Genomic DNA, 21123 nt, shown 5'->3' with positions numbered 1-21123 from the left:
AACGCTCCTCTCGTCGCATCAGTTGAAGTTCACCCAGCTGCTGCCGATCTCGTTGACGAGGGCGCGTGCGTTCGGGGAGCCGCAGGTCTGGCCGCCGTCGCTCTGACTGTCCCAGCTTCCGGAGCCGTCGGAGCCCACGGCCATCGTGTACGACCCCCCGACTTGCGCGCCGTTGCAGTACAGCTTGACCGGGTAGCTGCCCGCCACGTAGTTCGAGACCGTGACGTGGTAGTAGTGGCCGCTGCCGCCGGCTGCGCCCTTCGACAGCGTCACGGTCACCTGCGGCGCCGGCAGCGTCGCCTCTCCCGACTGGGCGATGCCGGATGTCTTGCCCGCATCGTTGACCGCGCGCACCCGGAAGCTGTGCCTGCCGGAGCCCGCCGTCGGGCTCTGCACACTCGTCGCGGTGGTGCTGTTCCACGCGCCGTTGTCGAAGCTCCACTCGTAGCGCACCGACTTGCCCTCCGTGTCGGTCACGGGGCTCCAGGACAGCGTGTAGGTGGCCGGCGCGAACTGGCCGTTCTCGATGAGGCTGGCGTTCTGCGGGGTCGCGGGCGTGCCGTACGGGGTGACCGAGGCGCTCGGCGCGGAACCCTGCGACCAGCCGTCCTTGTTGTGCGCCGCGACGGTGAAGGCGTACGTCGTGCCGTTCGTCAGCCCGTCGATCGTCACCGCGCCCGCCTTGTTGAAGGTCCAGGTCTTCCCGTTCGAGGTGACGCGGTACTGGTCGATGGGCAGGCCGTTGTTGCTCGGCGCGTCGATGGTCATGGTGGCGGTGCGGTCGTCGGCGTTGACGCTCTGCGGTGCGCGCGGCGTGGCCGGCACGTCGTGGATCGTCACCCGGAACTGGCCGATGACCTGTGCGGTGCGGGCGGGGTCCTTCGTGGCATCCTGCACGTGATAGCTGACGTTCACCTCGCCGGGATCCGCGCCACTCGCCGCCGTCACCGTGATCGCGTCGGCCGTGTGGGTGACGGTCACGCCCTTCGGGGCGTTCGCGAGCGTGGCATCCGTGATCGTCAGCGGGGTGTCGGGGAACGGGTTGATCCAGTCGGCCGTCCCGACCGCGTTCGACAGGGTGACCGAGTGCGCACGCTGCAGGCTCTTCGTCTGCGGGGGGTTCTTCTGCTGTGCGAGCGGGCGGGTCGAGCTGGTGACCGTGACGTCGACCTCGCCCGGGATCGAGAAGTTCGCCGACTTCACCGTGAAGTGGAAAGCGGCCGTTGTGTTCGGCTTCTGCGTCACCGGCGCCTGCACCGTCAGGGTCGAGCCCGAGAGGGTCGCGGTCACCCCGTTCACGGTCGAGCTCTGCAGCTCCGTGTACGTCAGGCTGTCGAGGATCTGCGGGTTGGGGTGGTAGCTCGCCGCGCGCAGGTCGACCTTGGTTGCCGCCTCGCCCGGCTCGATCTGCACCTTCGGCGTGGTGAAGGTCGGCGGCACGTCGGACTGGTCTTTGGACCCCACGGTGATCGGCAGCACGAGCCGCGTGATGCGGTCGCTGCGCGCGCCGTCCTCCTTGCCGTCGTCCACATTGAAGGTGACGGATGCCGGGCCGCGGTAGTCCTTCGCGGGCGTGAAGGTGAACGAGGTGCCGGAGCCCGAGACCGTGCCGTGCTCCGCCGTCAGCGCGCCCGAGAGCTTCGCGGGGCGCCCGGACGGCACGCTCAGGATGGCGCCGAACGAGAACGTCTTCGAGCCGTTCTCGGGCACGATCTGCTCGCCTGACTTGACGTACGGCGCGTCGGTGGTCTTGTGCGAGACGGCGTTCTGGTTCTGGTTGGGCGGCAGGGTGGTCCTGACGTTGCGCGGCGGGATGACGATGAACGCCTTGCCGGTGAGCTTCGTCGCCGGATCCGTCACCTGGTAGGCGATCACGGTGCGCTGCGTCTGCGGTTTCACGGTCACTTCGCCGTCGGAGCGGGCGGTCGCGAGCTTCGCATTGCCGCCCGTTGTCTGCACGGTGAGATCGGCGACGGGGCCGGAGGGGTTCGTCGCGCCGTCGAGGGCGTCGAGGGTGACGGATGCCTTCGCGGCGTCTTTCGCGGAGACGTAGTGGTCGATCGCCGTCGGATACCGGGGCTTCGCGTTCTTCGAGACGGTCACTTGCACGTAGGCGCCGTCGCGCCCGCCGTGGCCGTTGTCGACGGTGTAGTGCAGCGAGTAGACGCCTTCTTCGTCGGGAGCGGTGAAGAGCACGGCAGAGCCGTCGGTCTTCACATCGGTGAGCGCCGGATCGACCTGGTCGAGCTTCTTCTCGAGGGTGAGCGGGTAGCCGTTCGGGTCGGAGTCGTTGGCGAGCACCTGCACCGAGCCGGTCTTCCCCGGGCGCACCTCGACCTTGTCGTTCACGGCGGTGGGCGGCTGCAGCGTGGTCGGGCGGGGGATGACGGCGATACGGATGACTCCCGTAGCGGTCTTCCCGAGCGCGTCCTCCACCTGGTAGTGGAACTGATCGGTGCCCGCGCCGGAACCCGCGGCCTCGTAGGTGAAGCCGGTGGCGTTCGTGCCGCTCACCTTCCCGAGCTTCGGGGCGTCGGTGATGCCGTCGAAGAACACCGAGTCGCCGTCCGGGTCCGTGTCCGCCACCGGCACGGTGATCGGCACCGTGCTGCCCGCGAAGACTCGGCCGGTGACCGCCTGGGGCTGCGGCGCCTGGTTCTGGCCGGAGGGGATGACGTTGAAGATGACGTTCGCCGTCGCCGACTGATGGTGGTCGTCGGTGACCGAATAGGTCACGCTGTACGAGCCGGGCTTCGACGGGGCCTGATAGCGCACCGTGCTGCCGGCGACGAAGGCGAGGCCGCCGCCGGCGTTCGCGGTCGATTTGAGGGTGGGGTCGAGGGCGAAGGGCTGGTCGTCGGGGGAGTAGTCGTTGTCGAGCACGTTCACCGTCGTGATGTCGCCGGCGCGCACGTTGACGGCGTCTGCGACGGCCACGGGTGGCTGGTAGTTGACCAGCGGGGCGACGGGGACGACGGTGATGGTTCCTTTGGCGGTTTTCACGCCGTCGCTGACGGTGTAGCTGAGTTGGACCTGTTTCTCCAGGACGCCGGGTGAGGTGATCTTGACGAGGGTGTTGTCCAGCAGCTGGATGTTGATGGCTCCGGCATCCGCCCCGCCGGTGACCTGCTGCACGGCGAGGACGCGTCCTGAGGGTGAGACGTCGTTGTCGAGGGGGGTGACGGAGGTGGTCTGGCCGGGGTGCACGTAGGCGACGTCGTTGACGGCGAGGGGCGGCGCGTTCTTGTCGCTCGGCTCGACCACATCGACCCGGATCAGCCCGTCCACCGGCTTGTGCGTGCCGGCGCCCAGTTCGTACGTGAGGTAGTAGGTGCCGGTCGCGCCGCCGATGACGGAGAGCGTGCCCTGCTGCTGGTTCACGCGGACGCTCAGCGAGGAGTCCTTCGAGGTCGCCCCGACCAGCTGCAGCTGATCGCCCGACGGTGACTCGTCGTTCGTCAGCGGGTCGACGGTCGTCGCCGCACCGAGGGTCGCCTGAGCGAAGTCGGGCACCGCAACGGGGTCGAGCGTGCCCCGCGCCTTCACGTTCACGGTCAGCGTGCCCTGCGTCTTGAGCACGCCGTCGGAGACGGTGAACTGCACCGTCTTGGTGCCGACCTGGTTGGAGGTGTTGTTGAAGGTGACGTCGCCGTCGGGGGTGAACGAGACGTCGTCCTGGCTGGTAGGGCTGGCGTTCTCGAGGAAGATGGAGTCCCCGTCGGGATCCCTCCAGTCCTGCAGCACGTTGTAGCTGATCGACTGCCCGGCCTCGACGTCGATGGAGCTGTCCCGCTGGGCGACCGGCGCCGCGTTCTCGGCGGCCTCGTGCACGCGCACCTGCACGTTCGCGGTGTCCTCGCCGCCCGGGCGGCCGTCGGTGACCGTGTATTTGAACGCCGCGCTCGAGGCGCCGGGAGCCGGGGTGAACTGCAGCGCGCGGCCGCCGTCGATGACATCCAGCTTTCCCGTCGCCGTCGGGATCGGGTCGAAGCTCTTCACCGTGAGCACGTCGCCGTCGGGGTCCTGGTCGTTGTCCAGCACGGGCAGTACGGTCGTCCGCCCCGGTCGCACGCCGAACTGGTCGTCGACCGCGTCGGGGCGGTGGTTCACCTCCGTGCGATGCGCGAGCGTCTGCTGGAACGACCTCATCGCCGGCTGCTCCTTGCCGGTGTCCGACTGCTTCTTCTGGGTGTTGTCGGGCTCGAGCATCTGCCAGTTGCGGACGAGCTTGAGGTTCGTCGAGGCGACCCATGCGTCGCCGTTCTGCACGTTGTTGAGCGCCACGATGCCGTGGTTCACGCGGAACCGCAGATCGGCGCCCGTCACGGGCTCGCCGATGCTCTGCGACACCGGTTTCGCGCCGTCGCACGCATGCAGGTAGCGGCCGCTTGCGGCCCACGCCGCGAAGTCGCAGCCGTTCACCTGCACCGGTGCCGAGACGTCCGCCGCGGAGACGGCGTCGGGGGTGTTCCCGCCTGCGGCGAGTGAGGTTGCGTCGCCTCCGTCGAGGGGCACGCGATACAGGCGATCGGATGCCGCGACCAGCACATTCGACGAGGACGAGCTGACCTGCTGCAGCCGCAGCCCGGCGGCCGGCAGCTTCAGCGTCCGCGTCGGCGTGCGCAGCCGGGCGCCGCCCTTGTCGAGCACGACGGGCGTCGAGCCGACGGCCGTGAGCTGCGGCGTGCCGTCGATCGCGAGCTTCGTCTTCGTCGCCTTGGCGCCGGGGTGGTCGATCGTGTAGAGCGTGTCGGTGGATGGTGAGGTGGCGAATGTCTCGCCTTTCGCGTCGACGGCCGCGGCGGCGTCCTTGCCGAGTTTTGCGGCGGGTTTGTCCTTCGTGGCGTTGAAGCTCAGCTGATTGCTGGTGTCGATGGTCCAGAGTCTGCCGTCGGGGGCGAGGATGGCGAGGGTGTTTCCGCCGTAGCCGAGCCAGGAGTCGTCGGGGACGGTGATCTGGTCGGTGAGGCTGACGTAGGCGGGGTCGATTTTCTGGACGGAGCCTTTTGAGGCGTCGGTGAGGAAGTAGTCGGCGCCGTTCTGGAGGACGTCGAGGTCTTCGGAGGAGCCGTTGACGGAGGCGTCCAGTTCGTCGATCTGGTGGTTGAGCCGTCCGCCGAGCAGCTTCGCGCCGTTCGTGACCCACACATCCGCCGCGTTGAGGTCGACGTCGGTGACGGGGAATCCCTTGTGCAGCACGGCGAACGTCGTCGGCACCCCCGCGAGCACGGCGAGGGCCGCCACCGACGCGATCGTCCGGTGGCGTTTCAGCCCGCTCATGAAGCCCGAGGTCAGCGACACCGCGGCATCCGTCTCACCCCGCGCACTACGACCGGCTGTAGCGGTAGTCCGAGAGCCGGCGGCGCACCCAGCTCAGGCCGTCGCGGGCGTGCGCGAGCACGCCGTCGACGTCCTTCCACAGCGCGTCGGCGGCTTCGTCGGCGAGCTGCCCCGCCGAGAACACCGCGTGGTCGACGCGGCGGGCGAGCGGGCCGAGCACGCCCGGCTGCACGGGGACACCGGATTCCTCGCTCGTGGTCTCGTAATGCCGCACCAGCTGGCCGCGGGTGGCGACGTGGCCCGGGCGGTCGAGGCCCAGCTCGTGGAATCCGCTCGCCAACTCCGCCCAGGCGCCCGCCGCACGCCGGTCCGTCGGGCCGGTGCCGCGCTTCCTGCGCCGCCGCTTGCGCAGCAGCCACACGACGAGCAGCGGCACGAACACGATCGCGAGGAGCAGCAGCAGGCCGCCGCCCGCCCAGTACGCCCAGGCCGGGATCTGGAAGCCGTGCTGGCTCTTCTTCTTCTCCTGGTCCTTGGTCTGCACCGGGGTGAGCAGCTGGTCGTCCTTGGGGTGGTCGCGCGGGGGCTGGCGCACCTGGGGTTGCGGGATGATCTTCGGCTTGACGGTCTGCTCCTTCGGGGCATCCGTCTTGGTCGGCGTCGGGAAGAACGGCACCCAGCCGACGCCCGCGAACGCGACCTCGTCCCACGCGGTGACGTCGTTGCCGGTGATCGGCACCTCGCCCGCCTTCTTCGGCACCTTCGCGCCGAGCACGACCCTCACCGGGTAGCCGAGCGAGTGCGCCATGAGCGCGAACGCCGTCACGTACTGCTCCTGGTCGCCGACCATGGGCGACTGGGTGAGCAGCTGCTCGACGCGGTCGGCCCCCTCGCCGGCGCGCGACGGCACCGGGTCGCTCGCGCGGCCGTGGCTCAGATAACCCTGGTTCACGAGCGACTTCTGCAGGTTCTGCAGCGTCTGCAGCGCCGTGGTCGCGCCGCCCGCGTACTGCTTCGCGGTGCTCGAGACGACGTCGGGCACGCTGGCCATCGGCGGGGTGGAGACGTTCGCCGCCGGGACCGCCGCGAGCGCCTTGTTGTTCGGCACCTTGAGCGCGGTCACGTCGAGGTCGTAGCTGAGGCCGGATTCCACACCGGAGGTCAGGGCGATCGTGCCGGTCTCGGTGTTGACGCGCAGGTTCTGTGACAGCTTGGCCGCGTCGGGGCCCTCGAGCGAGAGGCCCGTCGGGTAGCTCGCGTTCGGCAGCCACACGCCCGAGTAGTCCTTGATCGTGATGCTTACGGGCGTCGTCGCGCCCGCGCTGAACAGCTTCGGCTCGGGCAGGTCGCGGCCGAGCAGCCGGAACGCGCCGGAGCCGTTGGCCGTGCCGGAGTCCCGCGAGACGTTCCAGACCACGCCGTTCCAGCTGTCCATCGTGGCGAGGCGCACGTACGAGCCGGGGGCGAGGCCGTCCACGGTGAACAGCGTCTTCTTCGTCTGGTCGTTGACATAGTGGCGGAACGCGGCGAGCGGCGCCGGGTAGTCGAGCGGGTCGAACGGCGGGACGATCTCGTCGCGGGCCACGACGCGCTGCGCCGTCGCCGGCTGCACGACGGCGCCGACGAGGCTGCCCGCCACGAGCGCGCCGAGCACGACCGTGCCCATGCCCACGAGCTTGCGGCGGGTCGCCGCCGATGCGCCCGAGGTGGCCGGGGTGTTCGCCGTGGCATCCGATGCGGAGCGCCAGCAGATCCAGACCAGGGCGATCGCGGTGAACAGCACGCCGCGCAGGCCCGCGAGGAAGGTCAGGTGCGTGCCGAGGATGATCGTGGCGATCAGCAGGGCGAGCGGCGCGGCGGCGGCGACCGCGCGGCGCAGCGTGGAGCCGGCGCCGACGCGTACCGGCCAGTAGGCGACGATGGCTGCCGAGATCACGGCGGTCGCGAAGGCCGCGAAGTATGCCAGCACGGGAATGTATGGCGGCGCCTCGAGCGGGATCGTGAGCGTGACCGCGTCCGACCAGCCGAAGACGGCGCCGCGCACGAGGCCGTCGAGCGTCTCGAGGTTCGGCAGCACGCCGAAGGTCGCGACCGTCGGCATCGCGAGCGCGCTCCCGAGTAAGAAGTATGCCGCGACGGCGATCACGACGGAGGTGACGAGCGTCTGCTTCAGCAGGCGGCCGAGCAGAATCGAGCCGAGCCCGACGACGAGGCCGCCGAACGCCGGCAGCGCGAAGACCGCGCCGCCGTACATGGGCTGGAAGCCGAGGGCGGCCAGCGCGACGAGCGCGGCGGCGACGCCGAGCTCGATGAGGCGGGGGCGGGTGATCACTGCCGGGTCCCCAATCGCGAGAGCATGAGCGGCAGCTCGCGCAGGGCCGTGACCGACGCGACCGTGACGGGGCCCGAGCGGCGCAGCACGGCCTCGCCCGCCTCGTCGACGCGCACGGCGGTGAACACCGTGTCGTGGTTGAACAGCGTCGCGACGGCGCGGATGTCGGCGGGCGGGGTCTGCGAGCCCACGACGAGCAGCACGACGCTCGGCTGGGCACGCCGTGCCGCGAGCGTGCGCACGACCTCGCGCAGCGGCTTGGCGCCGCGCTTCACGGGCTCGAGCCGGCACGAATCGTCGAGCAGCGAGACCGGCGAGACGGTGTGCAGCGTGCCGCCGTCCCACCCGGCGGTGATCTGGTTCTCCTCGCCGATGACATGCACGCCGACGGATGCCAGCACCGAGACCGCCAGCTCGAACTCGTCGTCGCTCGCGTAGTGCGCGGCATCCGCCCCGAGCACGAGCAGCATCTGCGAGCGCCGTGTCTCCTGGTACTGCCGCACCATGAGCTGGCCCGTGCGCGCCGAGGTGCGCCAGTGCACATTGCGCATCGAGTCGCCCTGCTCGTAAGGGCGCAGCGCGTGGAAGGCCAGGTCGCTGTTGGTGATGGACTTGGTGGCCTGCCCCTCGAGGTCGCGCACGAGCCCCTGCGCCGAGGCCTTCAGCCGGGTGGTGAGCGGGTGCACGAAGAGCTCGATGCGGTCGGTCCAGGTCTGGGTGCGGCGCAGCAGCCCGAGCTGATCGCCGCGCACCGAGGTCGCCGGCCCGGCGAGGATCAGCGCGCGCCGGTGCGTGGGCACCGCGAACAGGTCCTCGTGCTCCTGCCCCGGGGCGAGCCGGGGCAGCTGGAACTCGGCGTGCGCGGCGCCGACCGGCAGCTCCATGCGGCTGCCGAGCACCGGCCGGGTGCCCGAGTTCGTGACGGCGATGCGCCCGAGGGCGCGGCCGCCGACGATCACGCGCCGCGGGTTGAGCTCGACGGTCACGGCGTAGGTGGTGCGGCCGATGGCGTACCCCGCGGCGATGGCCACCGCCGCGGCGAGCGTCACGCCGATGAAGACGAGCTCTGACCAGTGCAGCAGGAAGCCCGCGATCAGGCATCCGATCGCCCCACCGATCACGATGCGCCCCTGCACGGGCACCGCGGCCGCCGCCGTCCGGCCCGCGCGCGCGACCGGCGCCGCCGCGCGCGTGACGGGCTCGATGAAGCGCATCGAGCGCGTCGACAGCGCGGCGAGCCGGCTCGTGACGGTGCCGGAGACGGAGGTGGCGAGGCCGCCCAGGGTGCTCGACATCGTCAGGAGACCCGCGTAGTCGGGGGCGCGACGGCCGCCAGGGCGCGCTCGACGATGTTGGCCGCGGTCACGCCCGTGAACTCGGCCTCGGGGTCGAGGATGATGCGGTGCGCGAGCACCGGCACCGCGAGCTCCTGGATGTCGTCGGGCGTGACATAGCTGCGCCGGTCGGTGAGCGCCCAGACCTTCGCGGCGCGGGCGAGCGCGAGCGCCCCGCGGATGCTCACGCCGAGAGAGGCGTCCGAGTCCTGGCGGGTGCGCTCGACGATGTCGCTGAGATAGCTCATCACGGCGGCGTCCGCATGCACCTCGGCCGCGAGCTGGATCATCGAGGCGATGACGGATGCCTGGATGATCGGCTTCACCGCGTCGGAGCGCGTGCGGTTCTGCGAGTCGAGCAGCAGGTTCACCGTCGTCTGGCGGTCGGGGTAGCCGAGGCTCGTCTTGATGAGGAAGCGGTCGAGCTGCGCCTCCGGCAGCGAGTAGGTGCCGGCCTGCTCGACCGGGTTCTGCGTCGCGATGACCATGAACGGGCTGCCGACGGGGTGCGGGGTGCCGTCGACGGTCACGACGCCCTCCTCCATCACCTCGAGCAGCGCGGACTGCGTCTTCGGGCTCGCGCGGTTGATCTCGTCCGCGAGCACGACCGAGGCGAACACAGGGCCCGGGTGGAACTGGAAGGAGCCGCTCGACTGGTCGTAGATCGTGACGCCGGTCACGTCGGAGGGCAGCAGGTCGGGCGTGAACTGGATGCGCGACTGTGTGCCTTCGATGCTGTTCGCGAGCGACTTGGCGAGCACCGTCTTGCCGGTGCCCGGCACGTCCTCGAGCAGCACGTGGCCACCGGTGAGCATGCTCGTGACGACGAGCTTGATGACGTCGTGCTTGCCGAGGATCGCCTGGTCGAGATTGGCGATCAGCTGCGCGACGGCGTCGGCGAACCAGTCGGCCTGTTCCTGGCTTACGGGCATGGTGATTCCTTACTTGTCGGGGTCTGCATCAGCCGTTCGCGGTGAAGTCCTTGTTGCCGCTGCTCACGCCGCCCACCGTGACGGACGCCGGGTTGTAGCCGCACCACTTCTTGGGGTTCGTGGAGGTGCTGTAGCTGCCGCTGCCGTTGCCGCCGATGCTCATCGTGCGGGTCGTGCCGTTCTCGCTGCCGTCGCAGTAGAAGTGGATCGTCTGCGTCGAGTTCGCGGGGAAATTGCTGACGGAGACGTCGTAGTAGTAGCAGGTTCCGGGGGAGTGGCAGTACCCGCCGTTCCCATCGTTGATGACGCCGGTCATCCCGCCCTTGGTGAGCGTCACGGTCGGCGGGGGGTTGGTGATCTTGACCGACTTCGAGGTGACCCAGCCCGACGTGCGACCGGTCGCGACGCTGACCGCCTGCACGCTGAAGCTGTAGCTGCCCTCGCCCTTGCTGCCCGTGGTCCGTGACGTCCCGGCGATGCCGTCGACCTCGTTGCCGTCGAACTTCCAGTTGTACCTGACCGCACCGCCGCCGGTGTCGGCAGGGGCGGACCACGAGGTGTTGAAGGTGCTCGGCGCGTCCTCGCCGCTGGTCGCGTTGATCCTGAGGTCCCTCGGGACGGTCGGCGTGCCGTACGGGGTGGCCGTGGTGCCCGCGGATGCCGCCGACCAGCCGTCCGCGTTGTGGGCCTGCACCGTGAAGGTGTACGCCTTGCCGTTGGTCAGCCCTGAGACGGTGTACTTGCCCGGCGCCGTGATGCCGTCCTTGACCACGTCCTTGTCTGCAAGGATCCGATACTGGTCGATCTCCAGACCGTTGTTTGCGCTCGTCTTGAACGAGACGGACGCGCTGGCGTCGCCGGCGTCCACGACGGGCGCCGCCGGCGCATCCGGCACGTCGTGGATCGTCACCTTGTACTGGCCGATCACCTGCGCCGTGCGCGCAGGATCCTTCGTCGCATCCTGAACGTGATAGGTCACGTTCACGTCGCCGAGGAACTTCCCGCTGGAGCTCTTGACCGTGATCGTGCTGTCCGTGTGCGAGAGGGTCACGCCGTCCGGTGCGCTCGCGAGCTTGGCATCCGTGATCGTCAGCGGGGTGTCTGGGAATGGATTGATCCAGTCGGCGTCGGTGACGGCCTTGAGTGTGTATGACTCTCCGCGCTGCATGCTGTGCGTCTGCGGCGGGTTCTTCTGCTGCGCGAGCGGCCGGGTCGAGCTCGTGACGGTCACGTCGACCTCACCGGGAATCGAGAACTTGTCCGACTTCACGGTGAAGCGGAACACCGCGGTGGTGCCCGGCTTCGCCGTGACCGGCGCCTGCACCGACAGCGTCGAGCCGTTCAGCGAGGCCGTGACGCCGTTCACGCTCATCGCCTGCAGATCGGTGTACGTGAGGCTCGCGAGGATCTGCGGGTTGGGGTGGTAGCTCGCCGCGCGCAGGTCGACCTTCGTGGCGGCCTCGCCCGGCTCGATCTGCTTCTTGGGCGGCGTGAAGGTCGGCGGCACGTCGGACTGGTCCTTGGAGCCCACGGTGACGGGCAGCACGAGGGTGGTGACGCGGTCGACGCTCGAGCCGTCCTCCTTGCCGTCGTCCACATTGAAGGTGACGGATGCCGGGCCGCGGTAGTCCTTCGCGGGGGTGAAGGTGAAAGAGGTCCCCGAGCCGGTGACTCGGCCGTGGTCGCTCGTGGGGGTGCCGGCGAGCGAGGCGGGCCGGCCAGAGGGCACGTCGAGGATCTGCCCGAAGCTGAAGGTCTTCGAGCCGTTCATCTCGACGACCTGTTCGCCGATGCCCGGCTTGATGCGCGGCGCGTCGGTGGTCTTGCGGGAGACGGCGTTCTGGTTCTGGTTGGGCGGCGGGGTGGTCTTGATGCCGCGCGGCGGGATGACGATGAACGCCTTGCCGGTGAGCTTCGTCGCTGGATCCGTCACCTGGTACGCGATGATCGTGCGCTGCGACTGCGCCTGGACCGTCACGCTGCCGTCCTTGTGCACCTCGGCGAGCTTCGCGTTGTCCCCCGTGGCCTGCACGGTGAGATCGGCGACGGGGCCGGAGGGGTTCGTCGCGCCGTCGAGGGCGTCGACGGTGACGGATGCCTTCTTGGCCTGCTGCGCCGGGATGTAGTGGTCGGTCGCCGTCGGGTAGCGCGGCTTCGCGTTCTTCGTCACGGTGACCTGCACGTAGGCCGCGTTCTCGCCGCCGTGCCCGTTGCTGATGCTGTAGCGCAGCGAGTAGACGCCCTCGGTCTGGGGAGCCGTGAAGAGCACGGCAGAGCCGTCGACCTTCACGTCGGTGAGCTGCGAGTCGACCTTGTCGATCTTCTTGTCGAGGGTGAGCGGGTAGCCGTTCGGGTCGGAGTCGTTGGCGAGCACCTGCACCGAGCCGGTCTTGCCCGGGCGCACCTGGACCTTGTCGTTGACCGCCGTCGGGGGCTGCAGGCTGCTGGGGCGGGGGATCACGGCGATGCGGATGGTGCCGATCGCGGTCTTCCCGAGCGCATCCTCGACCTGGTAATGGAACTGATCGGTGCCCGCGCCCGAGTCGGCCGCGCGGTAGGTGAAGCCGGTCGCGTTCGAGCCGGAGATGGCGCCCAGCTTCGGCTTGTCGGTGACCCCGTCGAAGAACACCGAGTCGCCGTCGGGATCCGTGTCCGCCACCGGCACGGTGATCGGCACCGTGCTGCCCGCGAAGACCCGGCCGGTGACGGTGAGCGGGTCGGGCGCCTGATCGGTGCCGGTCGGGATCACATTGAAGATGACGTCAGCGGATGCCGTCTGCTGGTGCTCGTCCGAGATGGTGTAGGTGACGCTGTACTGGCCGGGCTTCGCGGGCGCCTGGTAGCGCACGGTCGAGCCGCTGACGAATGCGGTGCCGCCGGCGTGTGCGGTCGATTTGAGGGTGGGGTCGAGGGCGAAGGGCTGGTCGTCGGGGGAGTAGTCGTTGTCGAGCACATCGACGGTGGTGATGTCGCCGGCGCGTACGTTGACGGCGTCTGCGACGGCCACGGGCGGCTGGTAGTTGACCAGCGGGGCGACGGGGACGACGGTGATGGTGCCTGTGGCGGATTTCACGCCGTCGCTGACGGTGTAGCTGAGTTGGACCTGTTTCTCGAGGACGCCGGGTGAGGTGATCTTGACGAGGGTGTTGTCCAGCAGCTGGATGTTGATGGCGGCGGCATCCGCCCCGCCGGTGACCTGCTGCACGGCCAGGACACGTCCGGAGGGGGAGACGTCGTTGTCCAGGGGGGTGACGGAGGTGGTCTGGCCGGGGTGCACGTAGGCGACGTCGTTGACCGCCAGCGGCGGCGCGTTCTTGTCACTCGGCTCGACCACATCGACCCGGATCAGCCCATCCACGTCCTTCCGGTCGCCCGCCCCAAGCTTGTAGGTGAGGTAGTAGGTGCCGGCGGTGTTGCCGGTGACCGACAGCGTGCCCTGCTGCTGGTTCACCCGCACCGAGAGCGACGGGTCCGTCGACGTCGCGTCGTCGAGCACGAGCTGGTCGCCCGAGGGCGAGGTGTCGTTCGTGAGCGGGTCGATGGTGGTGGGGCTCCCGAGGGTCGCCTGCGCGAAGTCGGGAACGGCGATCTGCGGCAGGGTGCCCTTGGCCTTGACGTTCACCTCGAGCGTGCCCTGGGCCTTCAGCGTGCCGTCGGAGACGGTGAACTGCACGGTCTTCGTGCCGACCTGGTTGGAGGTGTTGTTGAAGGTGATATCGCCGTCGGGGGTGAACGAGACGTCGTCCTGGCTGGTAGGGCTCGCGTTCTCGAGGAAGATGGAGTCCCCGTCGGGATCCCTCCAGTCCTGCAGCACGTTGTAGCTGATCGACTGGCCCGCTTCGACGTCGACGGTCGAGGTGCGCTGGACCGCGGGCGCCGCGTTCTCGGCGGGCTCGTGCACGCGCACCTGGACGTTGGCGGAGGCCTCGCCGCCCGGGCGCCCATCGGTGACCGTGTACTGGAAGGCCGCGCTGGAGGCGCCGGGGGCCGGGGTGAACTGCAGCGCGCGGCCGCCGTCGATGACGTCGAGCTTTCCGGCGGCCGGCGGCACTGCGCTGGTGCTCTTGACCGTCAGGATGTCGCCGTCGGGGTCCTGGTCGTTGTCCAGCACCGGCAGGATGGTGGTGCGGCCGGGACGCACGCCGAGGGTGTCGTCTTCGGGCTCTGGCCGGTGGTTGACGTTGGTGCGGTGGGCGGCAGTCTGCTCGTAGGACTGATAAACGGGCACTTCCTGGCCCTTGTCCGACTGCTTCTTCTGCGTGTTGTTGGGCTGCAGCATCTCCCAGTTGCGGACGAGCTTCATGTTCTGGGAGACGATCCAGGCGTCGCCGTTCTGGAGGTTGTTCAGGGCGATGACGTTCCCGTTGACGCGGAAGCGGAGGTCGTCGCCGCTGACGTCGGTGCCGATGTTCTGGCTGAGGGGCTTCTTGCCTTCGCAGGCATACAGGTAGCGGCCGCTGGTCGCCCATGCGCCGTAGTCGCAACCCGCGAGCTGCACCGGCGCCGAGACGCCGCTTGCGGTCGCCTGCACCCTGCCGCCGGAAGGGACCGCGGTTGCGTCACCCCCGCTGAGAGGCACGCGGTACAGGCGATCGGATGCCGCGACCAGCACGTTCTGCGACGAGCCGCTCACTTGCTGCAGTTTGAGGCCCTCGCCCTTCAATGCGAGCGTCTTGTCCGGCGTGCGCAGCCGCTTCCCGCCGTCGTCGAGCACGACGGGTGTCGAGCCGACCGCGGTGATCTGGGGAGTGCCGTCGATCGCGAGCTTCGTCTTCGTCGTCTTGGCGCCGGGGTGGCTCACGGTGTAGAGCGCGTCGGCGGATGGCGAGGTGGCGAACGTCTCGCCTTTCGAGTCGACGGCTGCGGCGGCGTTCTTGCCGAGTTTGGCGGCGGGTTTGTCTTTGGTGGCGTTGAAGCTCAGCTGATTGCTGGTGTCGATGGTCCAGAGTCTGCCGTCGGGGGCGAGGATGGCGAGGGTGTTTCCGCCGTAGCCGAGCCAGGAGTCGTCGGGGACGGTGATCTGGTCGGTGAGGCTGACGTAGGCGGGGTCGATTTTCTGGACGGAGCCTTTTGAGGCATCCGTCAAGAAGTAGTCGGCTCCGTTCTGGAGGACGTCGAGGTCGTCGGAGGAGCCGTTGACGGAGGCGTCCAGTTCGTCGATCTGGTGGTTCAGCCGGCCGCCGAGCAGTTTCGCGCCGTTCGTCACCCACACATCCGCCGCGTTGAGGTCGACGTCGGTGACGGGGAATCCCTTGTGCAGCACGGCGAAGGTGGTCGGCACCCCCGCGAGCACGGCGAGGGCGGCGACGGATGCCAGCGTGCGGTGCTGCTTCAAGCGGCCCAGCACGCCCCGTGCCAGGTCAGTCATTGTCGATCTCCTGCGGTGCGTCGAGCAGCGGCAGGTCCTCGGGGCCGACCAGGTGCGTGGCGACCGCGTACTCGACGAGCCGGGCGCGCCGTCCCGTCGCGAGCTTCCCAGGCCCCCCGCGCAGCCCCGCGACACCGAGCTTGTCGAGCTTGTCGCAGACGTTGTCGAGCTTGCGGTTGAACTTCGTCAGGTTCCAGCCGAGCCGGGCGGCGGCTTCGGCCGAGGTGGGCACAGAGCCGCGCCCCGCGATGCGCTCGGTGAGCACGCCCTCGGCGAGGGCGACGATGAGAAGCTTCTGGCTGCTCGTGAGCGTCACCGGCAGAACGGTCGTCGAGCCGAGCTCGCGGTTCATGACCGAGGAGGTCTCGTAGACGTTGCCCTCGCTGTAGACCATGAAGTCGTAGGTGGTCGAGCCCGCGCTGAACATGACGTGCAGCTTCTGGAACACGATCGGCAGCCGAGCGCCCGGCGCGAGCCAGGCCTGCACGGAGCCCGACGCGTCGGCGACGGTCGCAGTGAGCAGATTCCCGACGTTCGCGATCCACCACATGCCGTGCTCGGAATACAGGCTGAGGAAGTGGCGATGCAAGTAGGGGTTGTCGTCGATCGACAGATCCGCCTCGCGGCCGATTATGAACGGCTCGCCTTCGACGACGTCGTACCACTCGCCGACGTACTCGACCCGCAGGCTGCTCATCTCGGTCACTTCGTGCACTCCGTGAGAGCGTTGGGCGAGGTGCGGCCCGAGCGCAGGATGCGCACCTGGATGCACACCTGTGTGCTGGGGTCCGTGCCTGTGACGACCGCCTGCGGCTTGTCGACGGTGGTCTGCGTCGGGTTCGTGGCCTGCAGCGTCCAGACGTACTGGTCGCCCTTCGCGGGCGACGGATTCGACCAGGTGAAGGTCACGGTCGAGCCGGAGCGCGTCACCGGGCCGGCCTTCGCATCGGGCACGACCTGCACGAGCGGGCCGCTGTCGCTCGTGATCGGGCTCGTCGTCGAGTGGGCCTTCGGCTTCGGGCTCGCGATCACGCCGATGATGATGGCCGCGGCGACGAGCGCCGCAGCGCCGACCGCGATGCCGATGACGAGCCCGCGGCGCTTGGGGGCCGACTGCCCGGCCGCTGCCTCGTCGCCGGCGGTCTCGGGTGTGGCGGCCTCGGCGTCGGGCTGGGCTCCGATGGTGCGGGGCCGCACGATCGTGTGCGCCTCGGTCGCCGCGCTTCCAGCGCTCGCCGAGCCCGTCGCACTCCCCGCCGGTGAAACGACGGGCGTGATGCCGCGCACCCGGGTCGCCTGTTCTTCGACGGCGGCCGCCGCGGGCGAGGGCGTCGACGCGCTGGCCGGCGGAGCCGAGATGGGCCGCGGCGGGGTCTTGGGGCTCTGCGCGTCGACCGTCGCGATGGGGCGGAAGCGGGTCTCGTCGCCGCCGTCGTTCTCGGGGCGGGTGAGCGCCTCTGCGCCGAAGCTCGGCAGGTCGATGCCGGTCGGGGAGTAGCCGAGCTCGAGCTCGATGCGCTGCAGGGCGCGCACGAAGTCGACCGCGGTGGCGTAGCGGTCGGCGCGCCGGGGCGACATCGCCTTGTTCAGCACGGCAACGAGCGACCGCGGCACGTCGTCGCGGCCGATCGGGGTGATCGCGCCGCGCTCGATGCGGCCGATGATGTCGAGGGTGCCGTTGCTCTTCCCCGGCAGCTCGAACGGGGTGCGGCCGGCGAGCACGGTGTGGATCGTCGCGGCGAGCGAGAACACATCGCTGCGCACATCGGGATCCGGATCGTCCTGGAACATCTCGGACGGGGACCACGGCACTGACAGCCCGACCGAGGCGGTGCCCTCGCCGCCGCCGCCCAGCGAGGTCGTGTGGGTCGGCACGTCGCCCTCGAGCGTCGACGCGATGCCGAAGTCGGTGAGCGCGGGCCAGCCGAAGCCGTTGGTCAGGACGTTCGCCGGCTTGATATCGCGATGCAGGATGCCCTGTGCGTGCGCCGCGGCGACGGCGCTGCCGACGCGGATGCCGGTGCGCAGCGCGTCCGCGACATCGAGCGGCCGCACCTTGTAGCGGTCGGCGAGGCTCGGGCCCGGGCAGTACTCCATGACGAAGTACGGGCGGGCGCCGTCGGCGAGGTCGGCGTGGTAGATCGTGACGATGTAGGGGTGCGTCGAGAGCTGCGCCATGACGTTCGCCTCAGCCACGAAGCGCTTGCGCGCTTCACCCTCGAGGCCGTCGGCGAGCAGCACCTTCACGGCCACATCACGGCGCGGCAGCTGCTGCTTGTAGAGGAAGACGTCGGCGAAGCCACCCGAGCCGAGCAGCTTCTCGTACTCGAACCCCGGCAGCTGCGGCGGGGTGGAGACCGCTCGGCGCATCAGCGCGCCGCCTTCTCGGTCGTGCCGGTGACGGTGATACGGATGCCCCCGCCGAGGTCCACGACGGTGCCCACGAGGGCACTTGTCGGCTCGCCTTCGCGCAGCTTCAGCGGCGGGCGGCCGGGCAGGGACATCAGCGTGCCGTTCCGGGAATGCAGATCGGTGATCACCACCGTGCCGCCCTCGACGGTGAAGCGCACGTGGTTGCGCGAGATGTCGGGGTCGGAGTCGCCGACCTTGATCAGCCGGGGCAGCTCGCTGCCGCTGACCTTGTTCGCGCTGGGGCTGCGGCCGACGATGATCGGACGGTCGAGCAGCTCCGTGCGGCCGTCGGGAAACTCGATGCGGAACTCGGGGTCGGCGTCTGCCGCGCGGCGACCCACCGGGACGCCGCCCTGAGCGGCAGACGCCGCTCTCTTCCGTAGCTCGGCGATATCCCCCGACATCATGGTGAGGCCGTCGTGGTCGCCCGCGTCCTCCACGTCGGTCGCGGGCGCGGCCGCGGGAGCGACGGATGCCTGCGCTTCGTCCTCCTCCTCGCCCTTCGGGCGAACCGCGGCCGCCTCGACGCTCTTCATCTGTGTGACGCCGAAGAGGTGGTCGTAGCCGGTCGTTCCCTCGGGCAGCGGGATGGAGTCCTCGGGGACGATGGGCGTCTCGGGCTGCTGCGTGAGCACCGGAAGGGGCGTGATGACGGTCTCTTCGTCGATCGATTCGGGAAGGAGAGTCTCCTCAGCAGGGACCGCCGTTTTGGCTGGTTGAGGAGCCTGCGAAGCAGGCGTCTCGAAACCAGCTGTGCTCGCGAAGGGTAGTTCCGCCGAGGCATCCGTGCCCCGATATTCGATGCGCTCCCCCCAAACCGCCCCATCGACGAGCGGAAGCCCCTCGCCGCCGGCAGCACCGGCCGCCGCGACGCTGAACGCGTCCACCCCCGAGATGAGCTGCTCGGTCCAGGTGGTGATGCCGGCGCCCGAGGCGGTGCGCTCGCCGCCCGAGCCGGTGAACGCGATCTCGACGCCGCCGCGCACGAAGTAGTGGGCGCTCTGGCCGCGGTACTCGACCAGGGCGAAAGCGGGCATCGCGCTGAATCCGCCTGAGGTGAGGATGTCGAGTGCAGCAGGCACCGGATCGCTGGAGTGCAGCGCGGCGAGCAGCTCGTCGGCGTCGGGTACGCGCGAAGGGGTGGACTCGACCAGCAGCAGAGTGCCGGGAATCGCGACCGTCAACCAACCCCCGGATGCGGTCGCGTGGACTCTCAACACGCGCCTTACCCCCTCGGCCTGGTCTCTTCGAGCACGCCGAGCCCCCGCTCGTGCGTCTGGTCGGCATCGCCGGCCGTCTCGCTCGCGTGCGATTCAACCACTATCGCGGTGATGTTGTCATATCCACCAGCAACATCGGCCGCTTCGACGAGCTGCTGCGCGATGGTGCCCTCGGGTTCGGCGCCGAAGACGACGTCGCCCGCGAGGATGCCGCTGATCATCTCGAGCGTGAGCAGCTTGGTGAGCCCGTCGGTGCAGATCAGGAAGGTGCGGACCTGGTCGTAGGGCAGCACCCAGACGTCGGGCTCGACCTCGTCGTCGGCGCCGAGCGCGCGGGTGATGACGTTGCGCTCGGGGTGGTGGGCGGCCTGCTCATCGGTGATGACGCCGCGGTCGACGAGTTCCTGCACGGCGGAGTGGTCAACGGTCAGCTGCGTCAGCACCCGGCCGTCCCAGCTGTACACGCGGGAGTCGCCGACATTGACGACCATCCAGTGCGGTCCGGTCTCGGTGACGATGCGGGCGACGCCGGCGAGCGTGGTGCCGGCGACCGCGAGCCCGGTCTCACCGTGGGTGGAGAGCGCCCGCACTGCGAGGTTGGCGTCGACGACGGCTTCGAGCACGTCGTCGGGCGACGGCTCCGACCCGGCAGGCACGCGCTCGGTGAGCGCTGCGACGGCCGCCTGGCTCGCGCGATCGCCGAAGGCGTGGCCGCCCATGCCGTCGGCAACGAAGAACAGCGGATCGCTGGCGAGGTAGGAATCCTCGTTGAGGGAGCGCACTCGACCGGTTGCGCTGTGTGCGCTGACGTCGATGGTGTGCGGCATCCGTCCCCCTCCGGTGGTTCTACGAATCGTAACGTGAACGGGGGTGGCGGCGTCGTGGGGAGTGCTCCCCATGACCTGCGCGGTCAGCCTGCGGGTGCCTTCACCGCCTTGGGGATCGCGAAGCTGACGTGCAGTGCGTCGGCGTCGATGAGGGTCGTGAAGCCGAGTCGGCCGGCCTCGCTGGTGCGCTGTCGCGCGGCGGGGGCGGGGCGGATGTCGCCCGCGAGGCTGATCTCGCCGAAGGCCGCTGTCTCGTTGGCGACGGTGCCGCCCGAGGTCGCGCTGGCGATCGCCAGGGCGATGGCGAGGTCGGCGGCGGGCTCGGTGACCCGCACGCCGCCCACCGTCGAGACGTACACATCGCTCTTGCGCAGCACTTCGAAGCCGACGCGGCGGTCGAGCACCGCGATCAGCATCGCCACGCGTGCCGGGTCGACGCCGCTCGTGATGCGCCGCGGGTTGGACGCCTCGGTCGGCACGACCAGCGCCTGCACCTCGACGGGCAGCGGCCGCCTGCCCTCCATCGCGATCGTGACACAGGTGCCCGAGACGGGGATGACGGAGCGGGAGAGGAACAGCCCGCTCGGGTCGGGCACCTCGGCGATGCCGTCGCCGGTCATCTCGAAGCAGCCGACCTCGTCGGTCGGGCCGAAGCGGTTCTTGAGCGCGCGCACGAAGCGCAGGGGGGTCTGCCGGTCGCCCTCGAACTGGCACACCACGTCGACGAGGTGCTCGAGCAGCCGCGGCCCCGCGACATTGCCGTCCTTCGTGACGTGCCCGACGAGCAGCACCGGGATGTTTCTCTCTTTCGCGACGCGGATCAGCGTCACCGCGACCTCGCGCACCTGGGCGGGGCCGCCCGCGAGCCCGCCGATGTTCTCGCTCGACACGGTCTGCACGGAGTCGACGATGACGAGCCCCGGTTTCACGGCGTCGATCTGCCCGACCACACGGCCCAGCTCGGTCTCCGCAGCGAGATAGAGGTTGTCGTGCAGTGCGCCCGTGCGCGCGGCGCGCAGCCGCACCTGGCCCGCGCTCTCTTCCGCGCTGATATAGAGGACGCGGTCGTACGCGGCCGCTGCCTTCGAGGCGACCTCGAGCAGCAGCGTCGACTTGCCGACCCCCGGCTCGCCGGAGAGCAGGATCGCGGCGCCCGGAACGATACCGCCGCCCAGCACACGATCGAACTCGACGATTCCGGTGGGCCAATGGCTCGCGGCATCCGTCTCGATCTCGTTGATCGGCCGCGCGCGCCGCTCACCGCCGATCGCGACCGGATTCAGGGCGCGCAGGACGCCCGTCGGCGATGCGGCCTCGACCACGGTGTTCCACTCGCCGCACTCGGCGCAGCGCCCCGCCCATTTCGAGGTGGACCACCCGCACTCGGTACAGGCGAAAGTCGTCGCGGTCTTCGGCAT

Annotated in this window: 10 protein-coding genes; all 10 read right to left on the bottom strand. The window is 69.7% G+C overall.

Going from position 1 to position 21123, the window contains the following annotated elements:
* Positions 1–18 precede the first annotated feature (18 nt).
* The 10 genes from ABD708_RS14075 to radA all read right to left on the bottom strand — a co-directional run bounded on the left by ABD708_RS14075 (position 19) and on the right by radA (position 21123).
* Positions 19–5301 carry an Ig-like domain-containing protein gene (locus ABD708_RS14075; RefSeq protein WP_344755499.1) on the bottom strand — a complete coding sequence of 1761 codons (5283 nt, stop codon included), beginning with the start codon at positions 5299–5301 and terminating at the stop codon, positions 19–21.
* Between the two features lie 25 nt (positions 5302–5326).
* Positions 5327–7612 (bottom strand): transglutaminase TgpA family protein, encoded by a 2286-nt coding sequence (locus tag ABD708_RS14070; RefSeq protein WP_344755497.1) that lies wholly within the window; start codon positions 7610–7612, stop codon positions 5327–5329.
* Positions 7609–8907, bottom strand: a complete 1299-nt coding sequence (locus ABD708_RS14065) for a DUF58 domain-containing protein (protein WP_344755495.1) — start codon at positions 8905–8907, stop codon at positions 7609–7611. Before ABD708_RS14065 ends, ABD708_RS14070 begins: the two co-directional genes overlap by 4 nt.
* A gap of 2 nt (positions 8908–8909) precedes the next feature.
* Positions 8910–9878: an AAA family ATPase gene (locus tag ABD708_RS14060; RefSeq protein ID WP_344755493.1), complete on the bottom strand. Its 969-nt coding sequence runs from the start codon at positions 9876–9878 to the stop codon at positions 8910–8912.
* Positions 9879–9906: 28 nt separating this feature from the next.
* Positions 9907–15246 (bottom strand): Ig-like domain-containing protein, encoded by a 5340-nt coding sequence (locus tag ABD708_RS14055; RefSeq protein WP_344755491.1) that lies wholly within the window; start codon positions 15244–15246, stop codon positions 9907–9909.
* Complete coding sequence (locus tag ABD708_RS14050) at positions 15239–15943, bottom strand: FHA domain-containing protein (RefSeq protein WP_344755647.1); 705 nt, start codon at positions 15941–15943, stop codon at positions 15239–15241. Before ABD708_RS14050 ends, ABD708_RS14055 begins: the two co-directional genes overlap by 8 nt.
* 5 nt (positions 15944–15948) lie before the next feature.
* Positions 15949–17616, bottom strand: coding sequence for a serine/threonine-protein kinase (locus ABD708_RS14045; RefSeq protein WP_344755489.1), 1668 nt, complete (start codon positions 17614–17616; stop codon positions 15949–15951).
* Complete coding sequence (locus ABD708_RS14040) at positions 17616–18878, bottom strand: FHA domain-containing protein (protein WP_344755487.1); 1263 nt, start codon at positions 18876–18878, stop codon at positions 17616–17618. The genes ABD708_RS14045 and ABD708_RS14040 overlap by 1 nt, the downstream gene beginning before the upstream one ends.
* Positions 18879–18883: 5 nt before the next feature.
* Positions 18884–19705 (bottom strand): PP2C family protein-serine/threonine phosphatase, encoded by an 822-nt coding sequence (locus ABD708_RS14035; RefSeq protein ID WP_344755485.1) that lies wholly within the window; start codon positions 19703–19705, stop codon positions 18884–18886.
* A gap of 83 nt (positions 19706–19788) precedes the next feature.
* A complete protein-coding gene (radA, locus tag ABD708_RS14030) occupies positions 19789–21123 on the bottom strand; it encodes a DNA repair protein RadA (RefSeq protein ID WP_344755483.1) in 1335 nt (444 codons plus the stop codon).

Origin of the sequence: Gryllotalpicola koreensis (assembly GCF_039538185.1) — a bacterium.
Classification (GTDB): Bacteria; Actinomycetota; Actinomycetes; order Actinomycetales; family Microbacteriaceae; genus Gryllotalpicola; species Gryllotalpicola koreensis.
Note: the sequence above shows the minus strand (reverse complement) of the source record. Positions and strands in the feature narration are given on the sequence as shown.

Bases quoted from the DNA above. Each gene is read 5' to 3' on its own strand.
- ABD708_RS14050 (WP_344755647.1), bottom strand. From the start codon at position 15,943: ATGAGCAGCCTGCGGGTCGAGTACGTCGGCGAGTGGTACGACGTCGTC.
- radA (WP_344755483.1), bottom strand. From the start codon at position 21,123: ATGCCGAAGACCGCGACGACTTTCGCCTGTACCGAGTGCGGGTGGTCC.
- ABD708_RS14045 (WP_344755489.1), bottom strand. From the start codon at position 17,616: ATGCGCCGAGCGGTCTCCACCCCGCCGCAGCTGCCGGGGTTCGAGTAC.
- ABD708_RS14065 (WP_344755495.1), bottom strand. From the start codon at position 8,907: ATGTCGAGCACCCTGGGCGGCCTCGCCACCTCCGTCTCCGGCACCGTC.
- ABD708_RS14060 (WP_344755493.1), bottom strand. From the start codon at position 9,878: ATGCCCGTAAGCCAGGAACAGGCCGACTGGTTCGCCGACGCCGTCGCG.
- ABD708_RS14035 (WP_344755485.1), bottom strand. From the start codon at position 19,705: ATGCCGCACACCATCGACGTCAGCGCACACAGCGCAACCGGTCGAGTG.
- ABD708_RS14055 (WP_344755491.1), bottom strand. From the start codon at position 15,246: ATGACTGACCTGGCACGGGGCGTGCTGGGCCGCTTGAAGCAGCACCGC.